At 72.0% G+C, this 17,680-nt stretch carries 14 protein-coding genes and 2 pseudogenes; 13 read left to right on the forward strand and 3 right to left on the reverse strand.

Annotated elements, in window-relative coordinates; genetic code table 11:
- Window positions 1–182 precede the first annotated feature (182 nt).
- The 5 genes from ACLJOU_RS31475 to ACLJOU_RS31495 all read left to right on the forward strand — a co-directional run bounded on the left by ACLJOU_RS31475 (window position 183) and on the right by ACLJOU_RS31495 (window position 6,540).
- On the forward strand, window positions 183–1,169 hold the full coding sequence (locus ACLJOU_RS31475; RefSeq protein WP_410572430.1) for an IniB N-terminal domain-containing protein: 987 nt from the start codon (window positions 183–185) through the stop codon (window positions 1,167–1,169).
- A 101-nt stretch (window positions 1,170–1,270) separates the two neighbouring features.
- A complete protein-coding gene (locus ACLJOU_RS31480; RefSeq protein ID WP_410572432.1) occupies window positions 1,271–3,052 on the forward strand; it encodes an isoniazid inducible protein IniA in 1,782 nt (593 codons plus the stop codon).
- The gene (locus tag ACLJOU_RS31485; protein ID WP_410572434.1) at window positions 3,049–4,251 is read left to right on the forward strand and encodes a GTPase; all 1,203 of its coding nucleotides are present in this window, start codon (window positions 3,049–3,051) and stop codon (window positions 4,249–4,251) included. Before ACLJOU_RS31480 ends, ACLJOU_RS31485 begins: the two co-directional genes overlap by 4 nt.
- A 190-nt stretch (window positions 4,252–4,441) precedes the next feature.
- A complete protein-coding gene (locus tag ACLJOU_RS31490; RefSeq protein ID WP_410572436.1) occupies window positions 4,442–5,998 on the forward strand; it encodes an acyl-CoA synthetase in 1,557 nt (518 codons plus the stop codon).
- Entirely contained in the window at window positions 5,998–6,540 is a 543-nt protein-coding gene (locus ACLJOU_RS31495; RefSeq protein ID WP_410572438.1) for a TetR/AcrR family transcriptional regulator, read from the forward strand. The genes ACLJOU_RS31490 and ACLJOU_RS31495 overlap by 1 nt, the downstream gene beginning before the upstream one ends.
- Here ACLJOU_RS31495 and ACLJOU_RS31500 read toward each other — a convergent pair.
- Window positions 6,537–6,929, reverse strand: coding sequence for a TIGR03618 family F420-dependent PPOX class oxidoreductase (locus ACLJOU_RS31500; RefSeq protein ID WP_410572440.1), 393 nt, complete (start codon window positions 6,927–6,929; stop codon window positions 6,537–6,539). The two genes, ACLJOU_RS31495 and ACLJOU_RS31500, sit on opposite strands and share 4 nt — an antisense overlap.
- 155 nt (window positions 6,930–7,084) lie before the next feature.
- Here ACLJOU_RS31500 and ACLJOU_RS31505 point away from each other — a divergent pair, with 155 nt between their 5' ends.
- Window positions 7,085–8,290 carry a glycosyl hydrolase family 8 gene (locus ACLJOU_RS31505; protein WP_410572442.1) on the forward strand — a complete coding sequence of 402 codons (1,206 nt, stop codon included), beginning with the start codon at window positions 7,085–7,087 and terminating at the stop codon, window positions 8,288–8,290.
- 71 nt (window positions 8,291–8,361) lie between these two features.
- The gene (locus ACLJOU_RS31510; protein ID WP_410572444.1) at window positions 8,362–9,054 is read left to right on the forward strand and encodes an NADAR family protein; all 693 of its coding nucleotides are present in this window, start codon (window positions 8,362–8,364) and stop codon (window positions 9,052–9,054) included.
- 85 nt (window positions 9,055–9,139) lie between these two features.
- On the opposite strand, the gene ACLJOU_RS31515 is transcribed toward ACLJOU_RS31510, so the two are convergent.
- Window positions 9,140–10,123: a Gfo/Idh/MocA family protein gene (locus ACLJOU_RS31515; protein WP_410572446.1), complete on the reverse strand. Its 984-nt coding sequence runs from the start codon at window positions 10,121–10,123 to the stop codon at window positions 9,140–9,142.
- A 97-nt stretch (window positions 10,124–10,220) separates the two neighbouring features.
- Between ACLJOU_RS31515 and ACLJOU_RS31520 the strand changes: the two genes are divergently transcribed.
- From ACLJOU_RS31520 to ACLJOU_RS31545, 6 genes and pseudogenes are all read left to right on the forward strand, one after another.
- Complete coding sequence (locus ACLJOU_RS31520; RefSeq protein WP_410572448.1) at window positions 10,221–11,168, forward strand: ABC transporter substrate-binding protein; 948 nt, start codon at window positions 10,221–10,223, stop codon at window positions 11,166–11,168.
- Entirely contained in the window at window positions 11,155–12,057 is a 903-nt protein-coding gene (locus ACLJOU_RS31525) for an amino acid ABC transporter permease (protein ID WP_410572450.1), read from the forward strand. The genes ACLJOU_RS31520 and ACLJOU_RS31525 overlap by 14 nt, the downstream gene beginning before the upstream one ends.
- Complete coding sequence (locus ACLJOU_RS31530) at window positions 12,050–12,817, forward strand: amino acid ABC transporter ATP-binding protein (protein WP_410572452.1); 768 nt, start codon at window positions 12,050–12,052, stop codon at window positions 12,815–12,817. The genes ACLJOU_RS31525 and ACLJOU_RS31530 overlap by 8 nt, the downstream gene beginning before the upstream one ends.
- Entirely contained in the window at window positions 12,814–14,532 is a 1,719-nt protein-coding gene (locus ACLJOU_RS31535; RefSeq protein ID WP_410572454.1) for an aminotransferase class V-fold PLP-dependent enzyme, read from the forward strand. Before ACLJOU_RS31530 ends, ACLJOU_RS31535 begins: the two co-directional genes overlap by 4 nt.
- A gap of 63 nt (window positions 14,533–14,595) precedes the next feature.
- A complete protein-coding gene (locus ACLJOU_RS31540; RefSeq protein ID WP_410572456.1) occupies window positions 14,596–14,976 on the forward strand; it encodes an effector-associated constant component EACC1 in 381 nt (126 codons plus the stop codon).
- Window positions 14,969–15,655 (forward strand): annotated as a pseudogene (locus ACLJOU_RS31545) (caspase domain-containing protein); the annotation flags it as partial. The gene ACLJOU_RS31540 and the pseudogene ACLJOU_RS31545, both read left to right, overlap by 8 nt.
- Before the next feature lie 722 nt (window positions 15,656–16,377).
- Here the strand turns inward: ACLJOU_RS31545 and ACLJOU_RS31550 are convergent.
- Window positions 16,378–17,540: pseudogene (locus ACLJOU_RS31550) on the reverse strand (macrolide family glycosyltransferase).
- Between the last annotated feature and the right edge of the window lie 140 nt (window positions 17,541–17,680).

Here is a 17,680-nt window from a genome sequence, read left to right on the forward strand (position 1 = left end):
AGCGCGTCTCGGATGAGCCCCTAACTCCCTAACGATGACATATCGATCCCCTATCGGCTGACCGGACTTCGACTCGGAGTGATCCCCGATGTGCGCGGGGGGACGGTCTCCCTACCTTGATCACGGAGCAGCGGTCCCTGCGGTCGCTGCCGTCCCCCGAACCACCGGACCAGGAGAACTCCATGGAATCCGTGCAGACGTTGCACGACTTCGCGCTCAACCTGCTCAACGACCCCACCGCGCTGGCGGCCTTCGGGACGGACCCGCAGGGCGTCCTCGCCGCCGCCGGTCTCGGTGACGTGAGCGCCGCCGACGTGCACGAGGTCATCCCGCTGGTCCTCGACTACGTGCCGGTCGACAGCCTCCCGGCCGTGGGCGGCCTCCCCGTCGTCGGCGACCTGGGCGGCGTCGGCACCGACGCCCCCGGCATCCAGGGCGCGATCGACCAGCTCACCGCCCTCACCGCGGGCCTCGGCCTGCCGGCCGTCTCCGACCTGCCGGGCGTGGGCGACCTGGGTGTCGGCGAGCTGCCGGGCGTGGGCGGCCTCGGCCTGCCGGGCCTCGGCGGTCTCGGCCACTCCGTGAGCACCGTCACCGACGTCACCAACAACGTCGCGACCGTGACCGCGCTCGCCGGCGACGCCACCAGCTCCCTCGGCCTGGGCGGCGACCTGGCCCAGAGCATCGACGCGGGTGCGCTCGGCAACCTGGGCAGCGCCGTCACCGGCGCCGTCGAGAGCGGCAACGTGGTCGGCCAGGCCGACCAGGTCGTCACCGGCGTCACGGGCCACGTCGTTTCGCCGGTGCACACCGGCGACCTGACCGGGGCCGTCACCGGCGCCGTGACCGGCGCGACCGACGTCACCAGCCACATCGGCGACTTCACCGGCACGCTGAAGAACGTGGGCGACCTCGACGTCAAGCACGTCGGCGGCGACGTGACCAGCGCGGTCCAGCACAGCATCGGCGACATCACCCACAACACCGTCACCACGGTGACCGGGGCGGCCGGCATCGACCACAACGTGGTCGGCGAAATCGGCAGCAGCAACGGTGTCGACGCGGTGCACGACGTGGTGTCGGGCGTCACCGACAACCTCAGCCACAACGCGCTGGGCAACCTCCACGTCGGCGACCTCGGCCACAACGACATCCACATCGGGCACTGACTCCCGAACCGGTCACCGGTGCCCGTCCCGCGGTCTGGGTGCAGCTGCGGGACGGGCACCCGGTGTGCGTACGGGGAGTGAACCGGGGACACTCGACCATCGTGACCGCACCGGCTTGGCTCGAAGTGCTCAACGAGACGCTGGACGCGTGCCGCACGCACGGCCGCGCCGATCTCGCCGAGCGCCTGCGCAGACGCCGGGACGCCCCGGCGGGGCAGACCCGGCTCGGCGTGCTCGGCTTCCCCAAACAGGGCAAGGGTTACCTCCTCAACGCCGTGCTGAACGCGCCGGTGTGCGCGGTCGGCGACGCCGCGACCCCCGCCGTGCCCACCGAAATCGCCTACGCCCCCGAACCCGCCGCGACGCTGGTCGGCCGGTCCCGCGAACGGATCCCCGTTCCGGTCGAACGGCTCACCGGCGAACTCGGCGCCCGGCCCGCCGGCACGCTCAGCCGCGTCGAGGTCGGCGTACCGCGCGAACTCCTTTCGGCCGGCCTCGTCCTGGTCGACACCCCGCCGGTCGGTGACCCGCGGTCACCGCGCACCGCCGCCGCGCTGGACCTGCTCGCCGAAGCCGACGCGGTGATCCTCGTCTCCGACGCGACCGCCCCGCTGAGCCCTGCCGAACTGGCGCTCGCGCGGCACGTGCGCACGTGGTGTCCCCACGTCGTGCTGGCGCTGACGAAGATCGACGCCAGCCCGGGGTGGCGGGCGATCGCCGAACGCGACCGGGCCATGCTGGGCGAAGCCGGGGTCGACGCACCCGTCCTGCCGGTCTCGGCCGTCGTGCGCCAGGCCGCCGCGAAGACCGGCGACGCGGAACTCAACGCCCGCTCGGGTTTCCCGGAGCTGCTGGGCTGGATCGCCGAGCAGGCCGCGCGCCCGCCGGAGCAGTCGCGCGCGCTGCTCGCCGCCGTCGGCGTCCGCGCCGCGGCCGCCGAACTGGTGGAGTCGCTGCGTGACCGCGTCGATGCCGTCGCCCAGGACGCCGGGCTCGGCCAGGCCGCGCTGCTGCAGCGGGCCCAGCGCCGCGCCGACGACCTGCGCCGGCAGAACACCCGGTGGCAGAACCTGCTGTCCGACGAGATCACCGACCTGCTCTCCGACGCCGAGTACGACCTGCGCGAGCGCACCCGCAAGATCGTCAACACCATCGACCGGACCTTCGACGAGGGCGACCCGGCGAAGGTGTGGGACGAATTCGCGCCCTGGCTGGACAACGCGCTGGCCGAGGCGGTCGACACCAACTACTCGTGGCTGGCCGACCGGGCGGAGTGGATCGCGCAGGCGGTCGCGGCCTGCTTCGGCGCCCAGTACGACCGCGCGCTGCCCGACCTGCGGCTCGACGGCTCGGGCCTGGAGCACCTCGACGACGTCGGGCGGCCGAAGATCGAGAAGTTCAAGATCGGCCAGCAGGCCTTCACCGGCCTGCGCGGGTCCTACGGCGGTGTGCTGATGTTCGGCCTGGTCACCAGCCTCGCCGGGCTGCCGCTGATCAACCCGGTCTCGCTCGGCGCCGGTGCGGCGTTCGCCGCGAAGACGATCAAGGACGAGGGCGGGATGCGGCTGCAGCGCCGCCAGGCCGTCGCCAAGCAGGCGGCGCAGCGGCACGTCGACGACGTGTTCCTGCGGTTCAGCAAGGAATGCCGGGACGCCGTCCGCGTCGTCCAGCGGCGCCTGCGCGACCACTTCACCGGGCTGGCCGAAGAACTCGCCGACGAGCTGACGCGCGAACGCGAGACGATCCTGGCCGGCACCGCCGAGCGGGAGCGGCGGACCGGTCACTTCCGCCGCGAGATCGACCGGCTCGCCGCCCTGCACCAGCGCGCGGGCGAGCTGGGCACGATCGCCGGACGGCAGCAGCGGCGGGAGCTTTCGGCGTGACGCAGGACGTCCGCGACCTGCTGCACGCCGCGGCCGGGCTCTACCGGGACGACCCGCGGGCTTCGGCCTTGCTGCACGACTGCCTCAACCGGCTGGCGCAGCCGCTGCGCGTCGCGTTCACGGGGGCGCCTTCGTCGGGGAAGACGACGCTGGCCGCCGCACTGGGTGAATGGCCGACGCGGGCCCTGCGCGACCTCGTGCTGCTGGACGACCCCGGCCCGGCCGACGAGGTCCCGGACGCGACGGTCCGGCTGGTCCGCCACCTCGAGCCGGACGAGCTCGCGGCGGCGCGCGTGCCGGGCGGCTCGGCGTTCGCGCGGCAGAGCGCGGTGAACTCGGTGCTGGTGCTGTCCCGGGCCGACGAGGTCGGCGCGGGCCGGATCGACGCGCTGCTGACGGCGAAGCAGCTGGCGCGGCGCGCGTGGCGGGAAGACCCGCTGTGCACGGGTTTCCTCGGCGTGATCGCCGTCGCCGGGCAACTGGCGTACGGCGGCCGCTCCTTGCGTGACGACGAATTCGACCTGCTGGCCGCGTTCGCCGCGGTGCCGCGGCAGGAACTGGAACGGCACGTGCTGTCGGTGGATTCGTTCACCGACCCGGCGTTCCCGGGCCCGATCCCGGTCGAGACGCGGCGGTCGCTGGTGGTGCGGTTCGGGATGTTCGGCGTCCGGCTGGCCCTGACCCTGATCCGCACCGGCTGCGACGACCGCGTGAAACTGTCCGCGGAACTGGTGCGCCGCAGCGGGCTGGGCGAGTTGCGGGACACCCTCGCCGGGTGTTTCGTCGCCCGGGCCGAGGCGTTGAAGGCGCGCACGGCGATCATCCGGCTGGAGGCGCTCCTTACGGCGCACCCGCGTCCGGGTGGGGACCGCCTGGTGTCCCGCGTGGAGCGGTTCGCCGCGGCGGCGCACGACTTCCGGGAACTGCGCCTGATCGCCGACATCCGTGGCGGCCGCACGGCGCTGTCCGGCGAGCCCGCGGAGGAAGCGGTCCGGTTGCTCGGCGCGCAGGGCACGGCCCCGGCCGACCGCCTCGGCCTGGAACCGGACGCCGACCCGAACGAGATCTACGAGGCCGGCCTCGACGCGTTGCGGCGCTGGCGGCACGAGGCCGAGCGTCCCGACCGCCCGCACGCGGAGCGCGCGGCGGCGCACGTGGTGGTGCGGTCGGCCGAGGGCCTGCTCGCGCTGTTCGCCTAGGGGACGGCCATGACGTCTTCGACGAGGTGCCCCCGGCCGTGTCGCCCGGCGTCGCTCCGACGGCCGACGGGGTAAGGAAAACACCGATCGGCGACCCAGTGTGCGACCGGTTGTCCGGTGTTGACGCACCTCGGGCCGCCGCGCACCATAGAGCGGTCTATGGTCCAGTGCCGGTCCGAAGGGAACGCCCATGCCCGAAGACGTCCGCCCGCGGGTCCGGTTGTTCGGCGAGCTCCTGGCCCACTGGGCGCGGGAGCGCCCGGAGGACACCGCGCTGATCTTCGGCGACCGGAAGTGGACCTGGGCGGAGTTCGACGCGCGGGTCCGGCGGTTGTCCGGGGCCCTCGCGGCCGCCGGGATCGCCCGGGGCGACCGGGTCGCCTTCGTCGACAAGAACCACCCCGCCTGCCTGGAGACGACCTTCGCCGCGGCCGGGCTCGGCGCGGCGAACGCGGTGGTCAACTGGCGGCTGTCCGGTGACGAACTCGCGTACGTCCTCGCGGACGCGGGCGCGAAAGCCGTCTTCGTCGGCGCCGAACTCGTGCCCGCGCTCGAGGCGATCCGCGACCGGCTGCCCGCCGTGGAGCGGGTGGTCGTCGTCGGCGGGGACGCCGACGAGTACGAAGCCTTCCTGGCCTCCGGAGAGCCGCACGCCGGAACCGAGGTGGACACCGACGACGGCGTGCTGGTCATGTACACCAGCGGCACCACCGGCTTCCCGAAGGGCGCGGTGCTGACCCACCGCAGCGTCCTCGCGCACGGCCTGGCCGCCGGCACCGCGTTCCCGATCGGCCCGGGTGACCTCAACCTCGTCGCGATGCCGCTGTTCCACGTCGGCGGCAGCTGCTACGCGGTTTCCGGGTTCCTCTACGGCGAACCGTCCTACCTGACCCGCGAGCCGGACGCGGCTTCGCTGTTCGCCGCGCTGCAGGCCGGCATCACGCACGCCTTCCTGGTGCCCGCCGTCGTGGCCGGGATCGCCCAGGCCGGCGAGGCCGCGCTTCAGGCGTTCTCCCGGCTGAAGTACCTCTGCTACGGCGCTTCGCCGATGCCGCTCCCGCTGCTGCGCACGGTGCTCGCCGCCTGGCCGGAGGTCAAGTTCGCGCAGGTCTACGGCATGACCGAGCTCTCCGGCGCGGTCACCGCGCTCGACCCCGAGGCGCACCGGGACACCACCCGCCCGGAACGGCTGGCCTCGGCGGGCACCGCACTGTCCGGAGTGGACATCCGGATCGTGGATCCGGTCACCTCGGCGGACGCCGAAGCCGGCGAGGTGTGGGTGCGCACCGAGCAGCGGATGGCCGGCTACCTCGGCAAGCCGGAAGCGACCGCGGAGACCATTGTGGACGGCTGGGTCCGCACCGGGGACGTCGGCCGCCTCGACGACGGCGGGTTCCTGTTCCTCGAGGACCGCGTCAAGGACATGATCATCACCGGCGGTGAGAACGTCTACTCGCCGGAGGTCGAACGCGTGGTGGCGGAGTTCCCCGGCGTCGCCGAGGTGGCCGTGATCGGTGTGCCGGACGAGCGCTGGGGCGAGCAGGTCAAGGCCGTCGTCGCCGGTGACCGGCTCGACGCGGAAAAGGACGCGGAAAAGATCGTGGAGTTCTGCCGCGAACGGCTGGCCCACTACAAGTGCCCGCGCAGTGTCGACGTCGTCGAGGCGTTGCCGCGCAACGCGACCGGCAAGATCCTCAAGCGTTCACTGCGCGAACCCTACTGGCGGGACCGGGACCGGAACGTCTGATGCCGCCGGTCACCCGGCAGGGGTACTTCGAGGCCGCGCTGGACGTGCTGGCGCGGCACGGGTTCACCGAGCTGAACGTCGGCACGCTGTGCCGCGGCCTCGGCGTCACGAGCGGTTCGTTCTACCACCACTTCGGCGGCTGGCCGGGGTTCGTGGCCCAGCTGCTGGCCCACTGGGAGAACCGCCAGGTGCTGATCCTGCGCGAGCGCGGGTTCGGCAGCGGCGGCCCGGCGGCCGACTTCGCCGCGCTGATGGACCTCACCCTGGGGCTGCCCCACGAGGCCGAGGCGGCCATCCGGGCCTGGGCCCGCAACGACGGAACCGTGCGTGCGGTGCAGAAGCGCGTCGACGACGCCCGGCTGCGGACGGTCGGCAAGGCGGTCCGGGGCATCGTCGGCGACCGGGCACTGGCCCGGACGCTGACGTCGCTCGGGATGGCCCTGCTGGTCGGCCACCAGCAGCTCGCGTCGGCGGGGGAGCACGGCGAGCTGGCGGAGCTGCTCGCGGAGTACGCGCGGCTGGTGCACTCCCGCGCGGCTTAGGCGTTGCCGAGCACGCGGCTCACCGCGATCTCCAGGACCACCCGGTGCGGGTTCGGCTGAGGGGTGCGGTAGCGCGCGGCGTAGCGGTTTTCGGCGTCGCGGACGGACTCCGGGTCGTCGCGCAGCACCACCCGTCCCTCCAAAGTAGACCAGGTGCGGCCGTCGACCTGGCACACCGCGGCCGCCAGGCCTTCGGCGCCCGCCTGCCGGGCGAGCCGGGCCTTCACCGAGCCGTCCCGGGTGATCACCCGGGCGATGCCGGTCTCGAAGTCCACGGTCACGCCGACCGCGACGACGTGCGGCGTGCCGTCGGGCCGGACGGTGGTCAGGGTGGCCAGCCGGCGCTCGGTCCAGAACGCGCGGAAGTCCGCGCCGCGATCGATCTCCATGCCCGTCACGCTAGTCCGTCCGGGGCGCGGGCGTGCCCGGGACCCACAGACGGTAATAGTTAGGAAAGTTTCCTAACCCTCTTGACCTGCTCTTGAACCGTCTGTCAGGCTTCGACCACCTTCGCCGCAGCCAACGATGTCTTTACGGAGGAGCCATGAAGAAAGTCGTCCGGGCGGTGGTGGTTTCGGCCGCGCTCGCCGCGGGGCTGGTGAGCGTGCCGGCGGCCGCGTCCGCGGCGGGCACGCCGTACGTGCCGGGAACGCTGCGGCCGTCCGTCTCGCAGGCCACGCAGGACGCCGCGCTCCAGAAGTACTACGACTTCTGGAAGAAGAACTTCCTCACGACCAAGTGCGGCAGCGGCACGTACGCGGTGCTGTCCAAGGACGCCGACCACGCCTTCGTCGCCGAGGGCGAGGGCTACGGCATGACGATCTCGGCGATGATGGCGGAGAAGGACCCGCAGGCGCGCTCGATCGTCGACGGGATACTGAAGTTCGTCAAGGCGCACCCGTCGGTCAACAACAAGGACCTGCACGCGGCCGAGCAGGACGCGAACTGCAAGAGCGTCGACGGCGGCGACTCCGCCACCGACGGCGACCTGGAGATCGCCTACGGCCTGCTGATCGCGGACAAGAAGTGGGGCAGCGGCGGTCCGGTCGACTACAAGGCCGAGGCCGTCCGGATCATCAACGCGATCAAGAAGAGCGAGGTCAACGGCACCACGAAGTTCACGCTGCTGGGCGACTGGGGCAACGACGCGGACTACCGGAACAGCTCGCGCTCGTCGGACTGGATGCCGGGCCACCTGCGCGCGTTCGCCGCGGCGACCGGGGACAGCTTCTGGACGTCGGTCCGCACGCGCTCGGAGACGGCGGTGAGCCAGCTGCAGTCGTCGTACGCGCCGAACACGGGTCTGCTGCCGGACTTCGTGGTCAACACGAACACGACCCCCAAGCCGGCGCCGTCGGGCTTCCTCGAGGGCCCGTACGACGGCAAGTACAGCTGGAACGCCTGCCGTGACCCGTGGCGCCTGGGCGCGGACGCGATTTCGTTCCCCGGCAGCGCGGCGGCGGCGCAGGTCCGCAAGATGAACACGTGGATCAAGTCGGCCACGGGCGGCGACCCGGCGAAGATCCAGAGCGGGTACTCGCTGTCGGGCTCGAAGACGGGTAGCGGCCAGCACCCGTGCTTCACCGCGCCGTTCGCGGTGGCGGCGATGACGGACCCGGGCAGCCAGGTGTGGCTGGACAAGCTGTGGACGGCGGTGTCGTCGTGGTCCCCGGACGCGACGGACTACTACGGAACCGGGATCACGATCCAGGTGTTGCTGATCCTGAGCGGTAACTACGTGGCGGCGTAGCTCCCTCGACCGTCCCGCGCCCGGCGCGAATTCGGGTGCGGGACGGCCGGTTCGTGGGTGAGACTGGCGGCATGACCGGTCACCCGCGCAGTGTCGAGGAGCTGACCCGCGCCCTCGACGCGGGGCAGCGGTTCAAGTACGTGTACTTCTGGGGCCACCGGCCACCCCGCGGCGGCGGGATGGGTGCCGGCTGCTTCAGCCAGTGGTGGCCGTCGCCGTTCGCGGTCGACGAGGTCCGCTTCGCCACGGCCGAGCACTACATGATGTGGCGCAAGGCCAAGCTCTTCGGCGACGAAGAGGTGGCCGCGCAGGTGCTCGCGGCGGTCCATCCGAAGCAGGCCAAGGACTTCGGCCGCCGGGTGCGTGGCTTCGACGAGGCGACCTGGGTGGCCCACCGCTACGGCATCGTGGTCGACGGCAATGCGGCGAAGTTCGGCCGGAACCCAGAGCTGGGACGGTATCTGGCCGGAACCGGAAACCGGGTGCTCGTCGAGGCGAGCCCGGTCGACCGGGTCTGGGGAATCGGCCTGGCCGCCGACGACCCGCGTGCGGAGAAGCCGCGGGCGTGGCGGGGGTCGAACCTCCTCGGCTTCGCGCTCGCCGACGTGCGGGCTCAGCTCTGCCGTGGCTCAGCTCTGCCGCGGCAGGCGGGTCCGACCTCCCCCGCCCCTCCGGGGGGATTTTCAGCCGCCGGTCGGGTTTGTCAAGGCGGGAAAGCGTGCCTTGACAAACCCGCCCGTCGGCTGAAGGGAAGGCTGGGATGAGGGGCGGGGGAGGTCTGGTGACGTCGTTGGTCGGCTTGCGCTGCCGGCCGCCGGTTTGTGTCGACGTGTCCCTTGAGGTTGGCGTTCAGCTCGGCTCGCGCAGCGGCAGCCCCGCGGCCCGGTAGATCTCGTCGATCACCGTCATCGTCTCCACCGCGTCCGCTGCCGAGGTCTTCACCGGGGTGCCCTGCAGCACCGCCGCCGCGAACGCGTCCAGCTGGTAGGCGTACGTCGATCGGCGGGGGAACTTTTCCGTTCGGCGGCTGTCGCCCGTGCGGACCGACAGCCGGTGGTACACCTGGGGCATCAGCGGGTTGACCATTGACACCGAACCGCGGGCGCCGATCACCTTCGCGCTGATCTTCAGCACCGACGATGACCACATCGAGCACTCCACCCGGCCCGTGTGGCCCGACGGGTAGCGCAGCTCCGCGCTCATCGCCCGGTCCACCGAAGGTGACCGCAGCTTTGCCGAAGCCGACACCACCGACGGTGTCTCGCCGCCGAAGATGCGGGCCATGTGGACCGCGTAGCAGCCCGCGTCCATTGTCGCGCCGCCCGCCAGGCCGTAGTCGTAGCGGATGTCGGAGAACTTCGGCAGCGGGAAGCACACCGCCGTCTCCACGCGCTGCACCGCACCCACCTCGCCCGACGCCACGATCTCCTCCACCCGCAGGGCGAGCGGGTGGTAGCGGTAGTGGAACGCCTCCATCACGACCCGGCCCGACTCGGCCGCCGCCCGGGTGACCTCGCGCGCCTCCGCGGCGTTCGCCGTGAACGGCTTTTCGCACAACACGTGCTTCCCGGCCGCCAGCGCGGCGAGCGTCCAACGGCCGTGCAGGCCGTTCGGCAGCGGGTTGTACACCGCGTCGATGTCCGGGTCCGCCAACAGCGCCTCGTACGACGCATACGCCGAGGGGATGTCGTGCCTGGTCGCAAACGCTTGCGCCCGGTCCTGCGACCGGGCCGCCACCGCGGTCACCGACACCGATGGGACGGACGCAGCGGGCTTGACCAGGGCCGCGGGCGCGATGCGAGCCGCCCCCAGGATGCCGATCCGCAGGCTCATGTCCGCGAAGCTAGCACCGGACAGGAATTCAACACTGAGTTGACCTCTTCAACAACGAGTTGTAGCGTTCCGGCCAGCCGAACAGTGGAGGTCCGTTATGTCCCGTTCTCGTGCCGTGCAGGCGGTGTTGCTCGCGAGCGTTGCCGTGCTGGTGACGGCTTGTGGTGGCGGTCCGGACGGCGCGGGCGGGACGTCGCAGGCCGCCGGGGCGCCCGCGGCCGGCATCCCGGACACCGCGGCGATCGTCCAGGGCGTGCAGAAGGACGCCCAGCTCAACGCCGCTCTGCCGGACACCGTCAAGCAGGCCGGCCTGCACCTGGCGTCCAACCTGCAGTCCGCGCCCAACAACTTCTACGCCGCCGACGGGAAGACCCCGATCGGCTACGAGGTCGACCTGGCCAAGGCCATCGCCGCCAAGCTCGGCGTGCCCGTCACCCACCAGGACATGGCCTTCGGCTCGCTCATCACCAGCCTCCAGTCCGGCCGCATCGACCTGACCATGGCCGGCATGAACGACACGAAGGCCCGCCAGGCCCAGATCGACTTCGTCGACTACTTCACCTCGGGCATCACGATCATGATCCGCAAGGGCAACCCCGACGGCATCACCGGCCCGGACACCCTCTGCGGCAAGAACGTCGCCGTCGTGCAGGGCACCAGCCACCAGAAGTTCGCCGCCGAGCAGAGCACCAAGTGCACGCAGGCCGGCCAGCCCGCGATCACCGTCACCGCGACCGACAGCGACAACCAGAACCAGAACCAGCTGCGCACCGGCCGCGTGCAGGCGATCCTGAACGACCTGCCCAGCGCCGTCTACATCTCGCGCACCGCGGGCGAGGGCAAGTTCTTCGAGGTCGTCCCGGGTGAGCCGATCGACGGCGGCCCGTACGGCATCGGCGTCAACAAGACCAACACCGCGCTGCGCGACTCCGTGCAGAAGGCGCTGCAGGCCCTGATCACCGACGGCACCTACGGCAAGATCCTGCAGGCCTGGGGCGTGGAGCAGGGCGCGATCAAGGAGGCCGCGGTCAATGGTGGATCGTGAGGCGGCGGCGGAACCGCTGCCGATCGTCCGGCTGAGGCACTGGGGCCGCTGGGTCGCCGCCGCGATCATCCTCGCGCTGCTCGTCCTGCTGGGCATCGCGCTCGGCAACGCGCAGATCGCGTGGAGCCAGGTCCCGGACTTCGTCTTCTACAAGGTGATGGCGACCGGCCTGCTCAACACCGTCGTGCTGGCCGTGCTGTCCCAGGGCGTCGCGATCGTGCTCGGCATCGTCATCGCCCTGCTGCGCCGCAGCGCCAACCCGGTCGCCCGCTGGTTCGCCGCCGGCTACATCTGGATCTTCCGCGGGCTTCCGGTGCTGCTGCAGATCCTGCTCTGGTACAACCTGGCGCTCGTCTTCCCGGTCATCGACATCCCGTTCCTCGTCCACGAGCAGACGAACGTGCTGATCAGCGCGTTCACCGCCGCGTTCCTCGGCCTCGCGCTCAACGAGAGCGCGTACATGGCCGAGATCGTCCGGGCGGGGCTGAACAGCGTGGACAGCGGGCAGACGGAGGCCGCGAAGTCGATCGGCATGACGCCGGCCGCCACGCTGCGCCGGGTCGTGCTGCCGCAGGCCATGCGCGTGATCATCCCGCCCACCGGCAACGACTTCATCAACATGCTCAAGGGCACGTCGATGGCGTCGGTGATCGGCGTGACCGAGCTGATCCACGCGGCCAACAACATTTCGTCGAACAACCTGCTCGTCATGGAGACGCTGCTGGCCGCGGCCGTCTGGTACATGGTCGTGGTGACCGTCGCCGGCGTCGGCCAGCACTACCTGGAACGCGCGTTCGGCGGTGTCGATCAGCTGGCCTCCCGCGGGCCGCTCGCCCGCGCGGGCAAGGCGTTGCGCGGCGTGCCGCTGGTGAGGAGTGCCCGTGTCTGAGCCGTTGCTGCGTGCCGTCGGTGTCCGGAAGTCCTACGGCCACACCGAAGTCCTCGGCGGCATCGACCTCGAAGTCCACAAGGGACAGGTCGTTTGTCTCCTCGGCCCGTCCGGCGCCGGGAAGAGCACGTTCCTGCGCTGCATCAACCACCTCGAGACGATCGACGCCGGCCAGATCTGGGTCGACGGCGAGCCCATCGGCTTCCGGCAGCGCGGCGGCAAGCTGTACGAGCTGCGCGAACGCGATGTCGCGCGCCAGCGCCGGGACATCGGGATGGTCTTCCAGCGGTTCAACCTGTTCGCGCACCGGACGGCGCTGGAGAACGTCGTCGAGGGACCGATCCGGGTACTGGGGCTCAAACCGGACGACGCCCGCCGGCAGGGCCGGGAGCTGCTGGACCGCGTCGGGCTCGCGCACCGCGCCGACGCCTACCCGGCGCAGCTGTCCGGCGGGCAGCAGCAACGCGTGGCGATCGCCCGCTCGCTGGCGATGAAGCCGAAGCTGATGCTGTTCGACGAGCCGACGTCCGCGCTCGACCCGGAGCTGGTCGGCGAGGTCCTCGAAGTGATGAGTACGTTGGCGGGGGAGGGGATGACCATGGTCGTCGTGACGCACGAGATGAGCTTCGCCGCGGAGGCCGCCGACGAGGTGGTGTTCCTGGCCGACGGCGCCGTCGTCGAGACCGGGCCGCCCTCGGAGGTGCTGAGCGCGCCGAAGCACGACCGCACCCGGCAGTTCCTGGCGAGGATCCTCGCGTGACGCGGACTTCGCCCCGGTACCTGCTCCAGTTCGACGAGCCCGCCGGCTACCTCGACTTCGCCCGCTTCGGGCCGCCGTCGCACGCGGTGCTCGACACGACGGCCGCCCTGCTCGACCAGGCCACCACGGCTGGGCCGTCCACAGTGGACGAACTGATGCGGCAGGAGATCCGGGCCAAGGCCGCGGCGGCGCGGCTGTCCGGCTCGGACACCGACCACACCGTGCTGCTCCCGCACACCAGCCTCGGACTGTTCCAGGCCGCGTTCAACAGCACCGGTGACGTGCTCGTGTCCGCGTCGGAGTTCCCGGCCAACACCTACCCGTGGGCCCGCGCCGAACAGGCCGGCCGCCTGCGCGTCCGGCGCCTGACCGGCGGGTACGTGACGCCGGAGCGCGTGGCGGAGGCCTTGACGCCGGAGATCACGACGGTCAGCGTCAGCGCCGTCGACTTCCGCACCGGTTACCGCGCCGACCTGGCCGCCCTGCGGGAGGCCGTCGGCGACCGGCTGCTCGTCGTCGACGGCATCCAGGGCTTCGGCGTCGTCGACGAGCCGTGGGAGGCCGCCGACGTCCTGGTCGTCGGCGGCCAGAAGTGGCTGCGCGCGGGCTGGGGGACCGGCTTCGCGGTGCTGTCCGACCGCGCCCTCGACCGGATGGACCCGGTGCTGTCCGGCTGGACCGGCGCGCGCGACCCGGGCCTGTTCGACGACGAAATCCACCCGCCGGACGCGACCGCGCAGGCGTGGTCGATCTCCAACCTCAGCCCGATCACCTCCGGGGCGTTCGCCGAGGCCCTCGAACTCGTCGAGGACGCCGGGGTCGGCGCCATCGCGGCGCGGATCGCCGAGCGGCTGGCCTCCTTCGAGGAGGTACTGGCCTCCTGCGGCGCCGAAGTCGTCTCGGCCGTCGACCGTCGCGCGGGAATTCTGGCGTTCACCCTGCCCGGCCACCCCGCCGAGCAGGTCGGGGCGGCCCTGGCGAACGCCGGGATCGCGGCGACCGTGCGGCCCGAGCACGTCCGGCTTTCGCCGCACGCCTCGACCCCCGCGGCCTCCGCCGACCTGCTCCGGGAAGCGCTGGAGACCCTGACGCGGCCGCGCGAACCGCTGGTCGTCCCGGCCGCCGGTGCGACGACGCACGAGGTGCTCACCGCCTTGGTCCCGGCCATCCCGGGGCTCGCGGCGATGCTCGGGCCCGGCAACGAGGTGCTGCTGCACGACCTGAGCCGGCTGCCGGACTCGATCGTCGCCATCGCCGGCGACCTCACCGGCCGCAGCGTCGGCGGCCCGATGACCGACCTGCTGCTCGGCCTGGTCCGCCGCGGCACCACCCAGGACCTGACGAACTACCGCACGCACGGCCCGGACGGCCGCCCCATCCGCTCCTCGACGCTGTTCCTGCGGGACGCCGACGGCGTCGCGGTCGGCTGCCTGTGCGTCAACAGCGTCGAGGAGGCCGCGTCCCCCGGCGGGAACGGCGAGCCGGAGACTTTCCCACCGGACGTCGACAGCCTGCAGCGGTTCCTGGTGGACCGCGCCGTCACCAAGGCCGGCATCCCGGTGGACCTGATGAAGAAGCGGCACAAGGCGGCCGTGGTGCGGGAACTCGACGAAGCCGGTTATTTCCTCATCAAGGACGCGGTCGACCACCTGGCCGGGCGCCTCGACGTCACGCGGTACACGATCTACAACTACCTCAACGAGATCCGCGCCTGACCGTGGCGGACAGTGCCCGATCGGGTCTTGTCACCTGCGCTTTCCGGGCGGACCATGGCGCCCATGACCGAATCGGACACCCGGAGCGCGCTGCTGCGGCTCGAGCCGGAGGACGAGGCCGACGCCGAAGAGCTCGACCTGCTCGCCCGCCGGCTGCGGGCCGAACTGGGCGAGCTGGACGTCGACCTGGTGGCGGTCCCGGGTGAGCTCCCGCCGGGCGCGAAGGCCGCCGATCCGGTGACGATCGGCTCGCTCGTGGTGGCGTTCAGCGCGGCCGGCGGCGTGTTCCCGGGCCTGGTGGAGACGCTGCGGGATTGGCTCGGCCGCCAGGCGGGCAAGCACAAGATCAAGGTGACGGTCGACGGCGACACGGTCGAACTCGAGCGGGCGACGCCGGCCGAGCGGCAGCAGCTGATCGACGCGTTCGTCCGGCGCCATGGCTAGCCGGCACGCGCTGCTGATCGCGACCGAGACGTACGCCGACCCGGCGCTGCGGCGGCTGACCGCGCCCGGCGGCGACGCGCGGGAGCTGGCCGCGGTCCTGAGCGACCCGGCGATCGCGGGGTTCGAGGTGACGACGCTGGTCGACCAGCCCCACCACGTCGTGGGCGAGGCGATCGGCGAGTTCTACCGGGGGAGGCGCCGCGACGAGCTGACGCTGCTGTACTTCACCGGTCACGGCGTCAAGGACGACGACGGCAGCCTGTACCTGGCCATGGCCAACACCCGCCGCGACAGCCTGATGTTCACCGCACTGGCGGCGGAGCTGGTCGACCGGGCGATGGCGGGCTGCCCCTCGCGGCAGAAGGTGCTGGTGCTGGACTGCTGCTACAGCGGCGCGTTCCCGGCGGGCAAGCTGGCGAAGGCGGGCACGGACGTGCACACGCTGGAGCGGTTCCAGGGCCGCGGCCGCGCGGTGCTCACGGCGTCGGACGCGACGCAGTATTCGTTCGAAGGCGACGCGGTGGTGGGCTCGGCGGCCCGTTCGGTGTTCACCCGGCACCTCGTGGCCGGCCTGCGCGACGGCAGCGCGGACCTCGACGGCGACGGCGACGTCACGGTGGACGAGCTGTACAGCTACGTCCACGAGCGCGTGGTGGCCGAGATGCCGCGGCAGCGGCCGAAGCACCAGTCCGATGTGGAGGGCCGGATCGTGCTGGCGCGGAACCCGCGCTGGCAGCTGCCGGAGTACCTGCGGCACGGCCTGGCGAGCCCGATCGCGTCGGACCGGCTGAACGCCCTGGAGGGGCTGAAGCGGCTGAACCAGGTGGGCAACGGCCTGGTGCGGGAGCGGACGGCGGAGGAGATCCGGCGGCTGGTGGACGACGACAGCCGGACGGTCTCGGCCGCGGCGGCCGCCTGGGTGGCCGAGGCCGACGGGCCGGTCGAGGTGGTGCCGCCGGAGCCACCGGTCGAGGTGGTGGCGAAGCCGCCGGTCGAGGTGGCGCCGGAGCCGCCGGTCCAGGTGGTGGCGCCCGAACCTCCAGCCGCCGCCGAGCCCGGGCCGCGGACCGCGCCGGTGCCGGTGGCGGCTGAGCCGCCGGTGGCCCCGGAACCGGTCGTGGCCGAGCCCGAGACGGCCGCCGCCGAGCCGGAGACGGCCGCCGCCGAGCCGGAGACGGCCGCCGCCGAGCCGGAGACGGCCGCCACCGAACCGGTGCCGGCCGCCGAAAGCGACGAAGCTCCCGAGAAGAAGAAGCTGTCCCGCCGCGCGAAGATCTGGCTCGCGGTGGCGATCGCGGTCGTCGTCGCCGGCACCGTGCTGCTGATCCTCCTGCTCACGCTGAACGGTTCCGGCAACAGCGGCGGCAGCAGCAACTCCTACGCCCGCGCTACCGGACCTGATCACTCCACAAAGGACTCCACGGCGTCCGCGGCCACGGAAATCCCGCCGTGCGCCCGGATCTCCGCCTCCAGCTCAGCCAGCCGCGCAGCAACGGAAGCTGAAGAGGCCACCTCGTCGACCGCCGCTCGCAGTGCTGAAGCCGTCACCGACTCCGCGGGCAGGTGCATGCCCACCCCGAGCGCCTCGAGCCGGTCAGCGTTGCCGAACTGGTCCGCCGCCTGCGGAATCGCCACCGTCGGCACCCCGAACCACAACGCTTCCGTGGCCCCGCCCATCCCCGCGTGCGTGATGAACGCCGAGGCCGCCTCCAGCACAGCCAGCTGCGGCACGCTCTCGAACACCTCCACGGAGCCGGGCAGCGGCCCCAGATCCGACGGCGAAACGTGCTTCCCGATCGACAGCACGACGTGCCAGTCCGCGGCGAACGCCGCAATGCAGTCCCGATACACCGGGAGCTGGTCGTTGTACGCCGTCCCGAACGACACCAGGAGCACCGGGCGGCCCGCCGAAGGTGGCGTCCACGACCGGTCCGCCTGCCGCGCCGGGTCGAGGCACGGCCCGACGAACCGCACGTGCGGCCCGACGCGGTCCGCGTGGGGCTGCATGGCCCGCGGGATCAGCGAAAGGACCTGCGGCGGATGCCCGATCCACTGCCAGGGATCGGCCGAAACGCCGTGGGCGGCCAGCCACCGCGCGTAGGTCGCGGCGTAGTCCACACCGGACGGTGAGGTCCTGATCGGTTCCAGCACGGGGGCCATTTCCTCGTCGTAGCCCTCCCACGCCACCAGCGTCGGGGACAGCTGGACGGCCGGGACGCCGTACCGCAACCCCAGCAGCGGCGCACCGAGCCCGCCGATGTCGTACAGCACGAGGTCCGGCCGGTCGGCGTCGAACCGCGCGGTCAGCTGCGGGTGGATCGCGATGGCTTCGTCGAGGAAGACGCGCATGGCCTCGGCCGGCTCCTCCGGCCACTCGGCGGCCTCGCCGAGCGGGAACGACGTCGGGTGCTCGACGACCTCGGCGCCACCAGCGAGGCCAGCGGTGCCCCGACGACGTAGGACACCCGGTGCCCGCGGCGGACCAGCTCGGCGAGCACGCCCAGCGACGGGTAGACGTGGCTCGGCGCGGTGCAGCCGACCATGAGGATGTGTTTGCGCAGCATGGTGCTCCTTCACGGGAGAAGAAACAGACGGCGCGCAGGGGAAGGGGCCCATCCGATCCGCGGGGGCCCGGCGGTCACGCCGTCTCAGCCGAGGCGGAGCCGGATGAAGAAGATCACGAAACCGACCGTACGGGATCCCG

The sequence above is a fragment of the Amycolatopsis sp. cmx-4-61 genome (genome assembly GCF_046548775.1).
In the GTDB taxonomy this organism is placed as follows: Bacteria; Actinomycetota; Actinomycetes; order Mycobacteriales; family Pseudonocardiaceae; genus Amycolatopsis.

Excerpts from the sequence above, each read along its gene's own strand:
- ACLJOU_RS31490 (WP_410572436.1), top strand. The coding sequence starts at position 4,442 with ATGCCCGAAGACGTCCGCCCGCGGGTCCGGTTGTTCGGCGAGCTCCTG.
- ACLJOU_RS31495 (WP_410572438.1), top strand. The coding sequence starts at position 5,998 with ATGCCGCCGGTCACCCGGCAGGGGTACTTCGAGGCCGCGCTGGACGTG.
- ACLJOU_RS31510 (WP_410572444.1), top strand. The coding sequence starts at position 8,362 with ATGACCGGTCACCCGCGCAGTGTCGAGGAGCTGACCCGCGCCCTCGAC.
- ACLJOU_RS31505 (WP_410572442.1), top strand. The coding sequence starts at position 7,085 with ATGAAGAAAGTCGTCCGGGCGGTGGTGGTTTCGGCCGCGCTCGCCGCG.
- ACLJOU_RS31520 (WP_410572448.1), top strand. The coding sequence starts at position 10,221 with ATGTCCCGTTCTCGTGCCGTGCAGGCGGTGTTGCTCGCGAGCGTTGCC.
- ACLJOU_RS31475 (WP_410572430.1), top strand. The coding sequence starts at position 183 with ATGGAATCCGTGCAGACGTTGCACGACTTCGCGCTCAACCTGCTCAAC.
- ACLJOU_RS31540 (WP_410572456.1), top strand. The coding sequence starts at position 14,596 with ATGACCGAATCGGACACCCGGAGCGCGCTGCTGCGGCTCGAGCCGGAG.
- ACLJOU_RS31525 (WP_410572450.1), top strand. The coding sequence starts at position 11,155 with ATGGTGGATCGTGAGGCGGCGGCGGAACCGCTGCCGATCGTCCGGCTG.
- ACLJOU_RS31515 (WP_410572446.1), bottom strand. The coding sequence starts at position 10,123 with ATGAGCCTGCGGATCGGCATCCTGGGGGCGGCTCGCATCGCGCCCGCG.
- ACLJOU_RS31500 (WP_410572440.1), bottom strand. The coding sequence starts at position 6,929 with ATGGAGATCGATCGCGGCGCGGACTTCCGCGCGTTCTGGACCGAGCGC.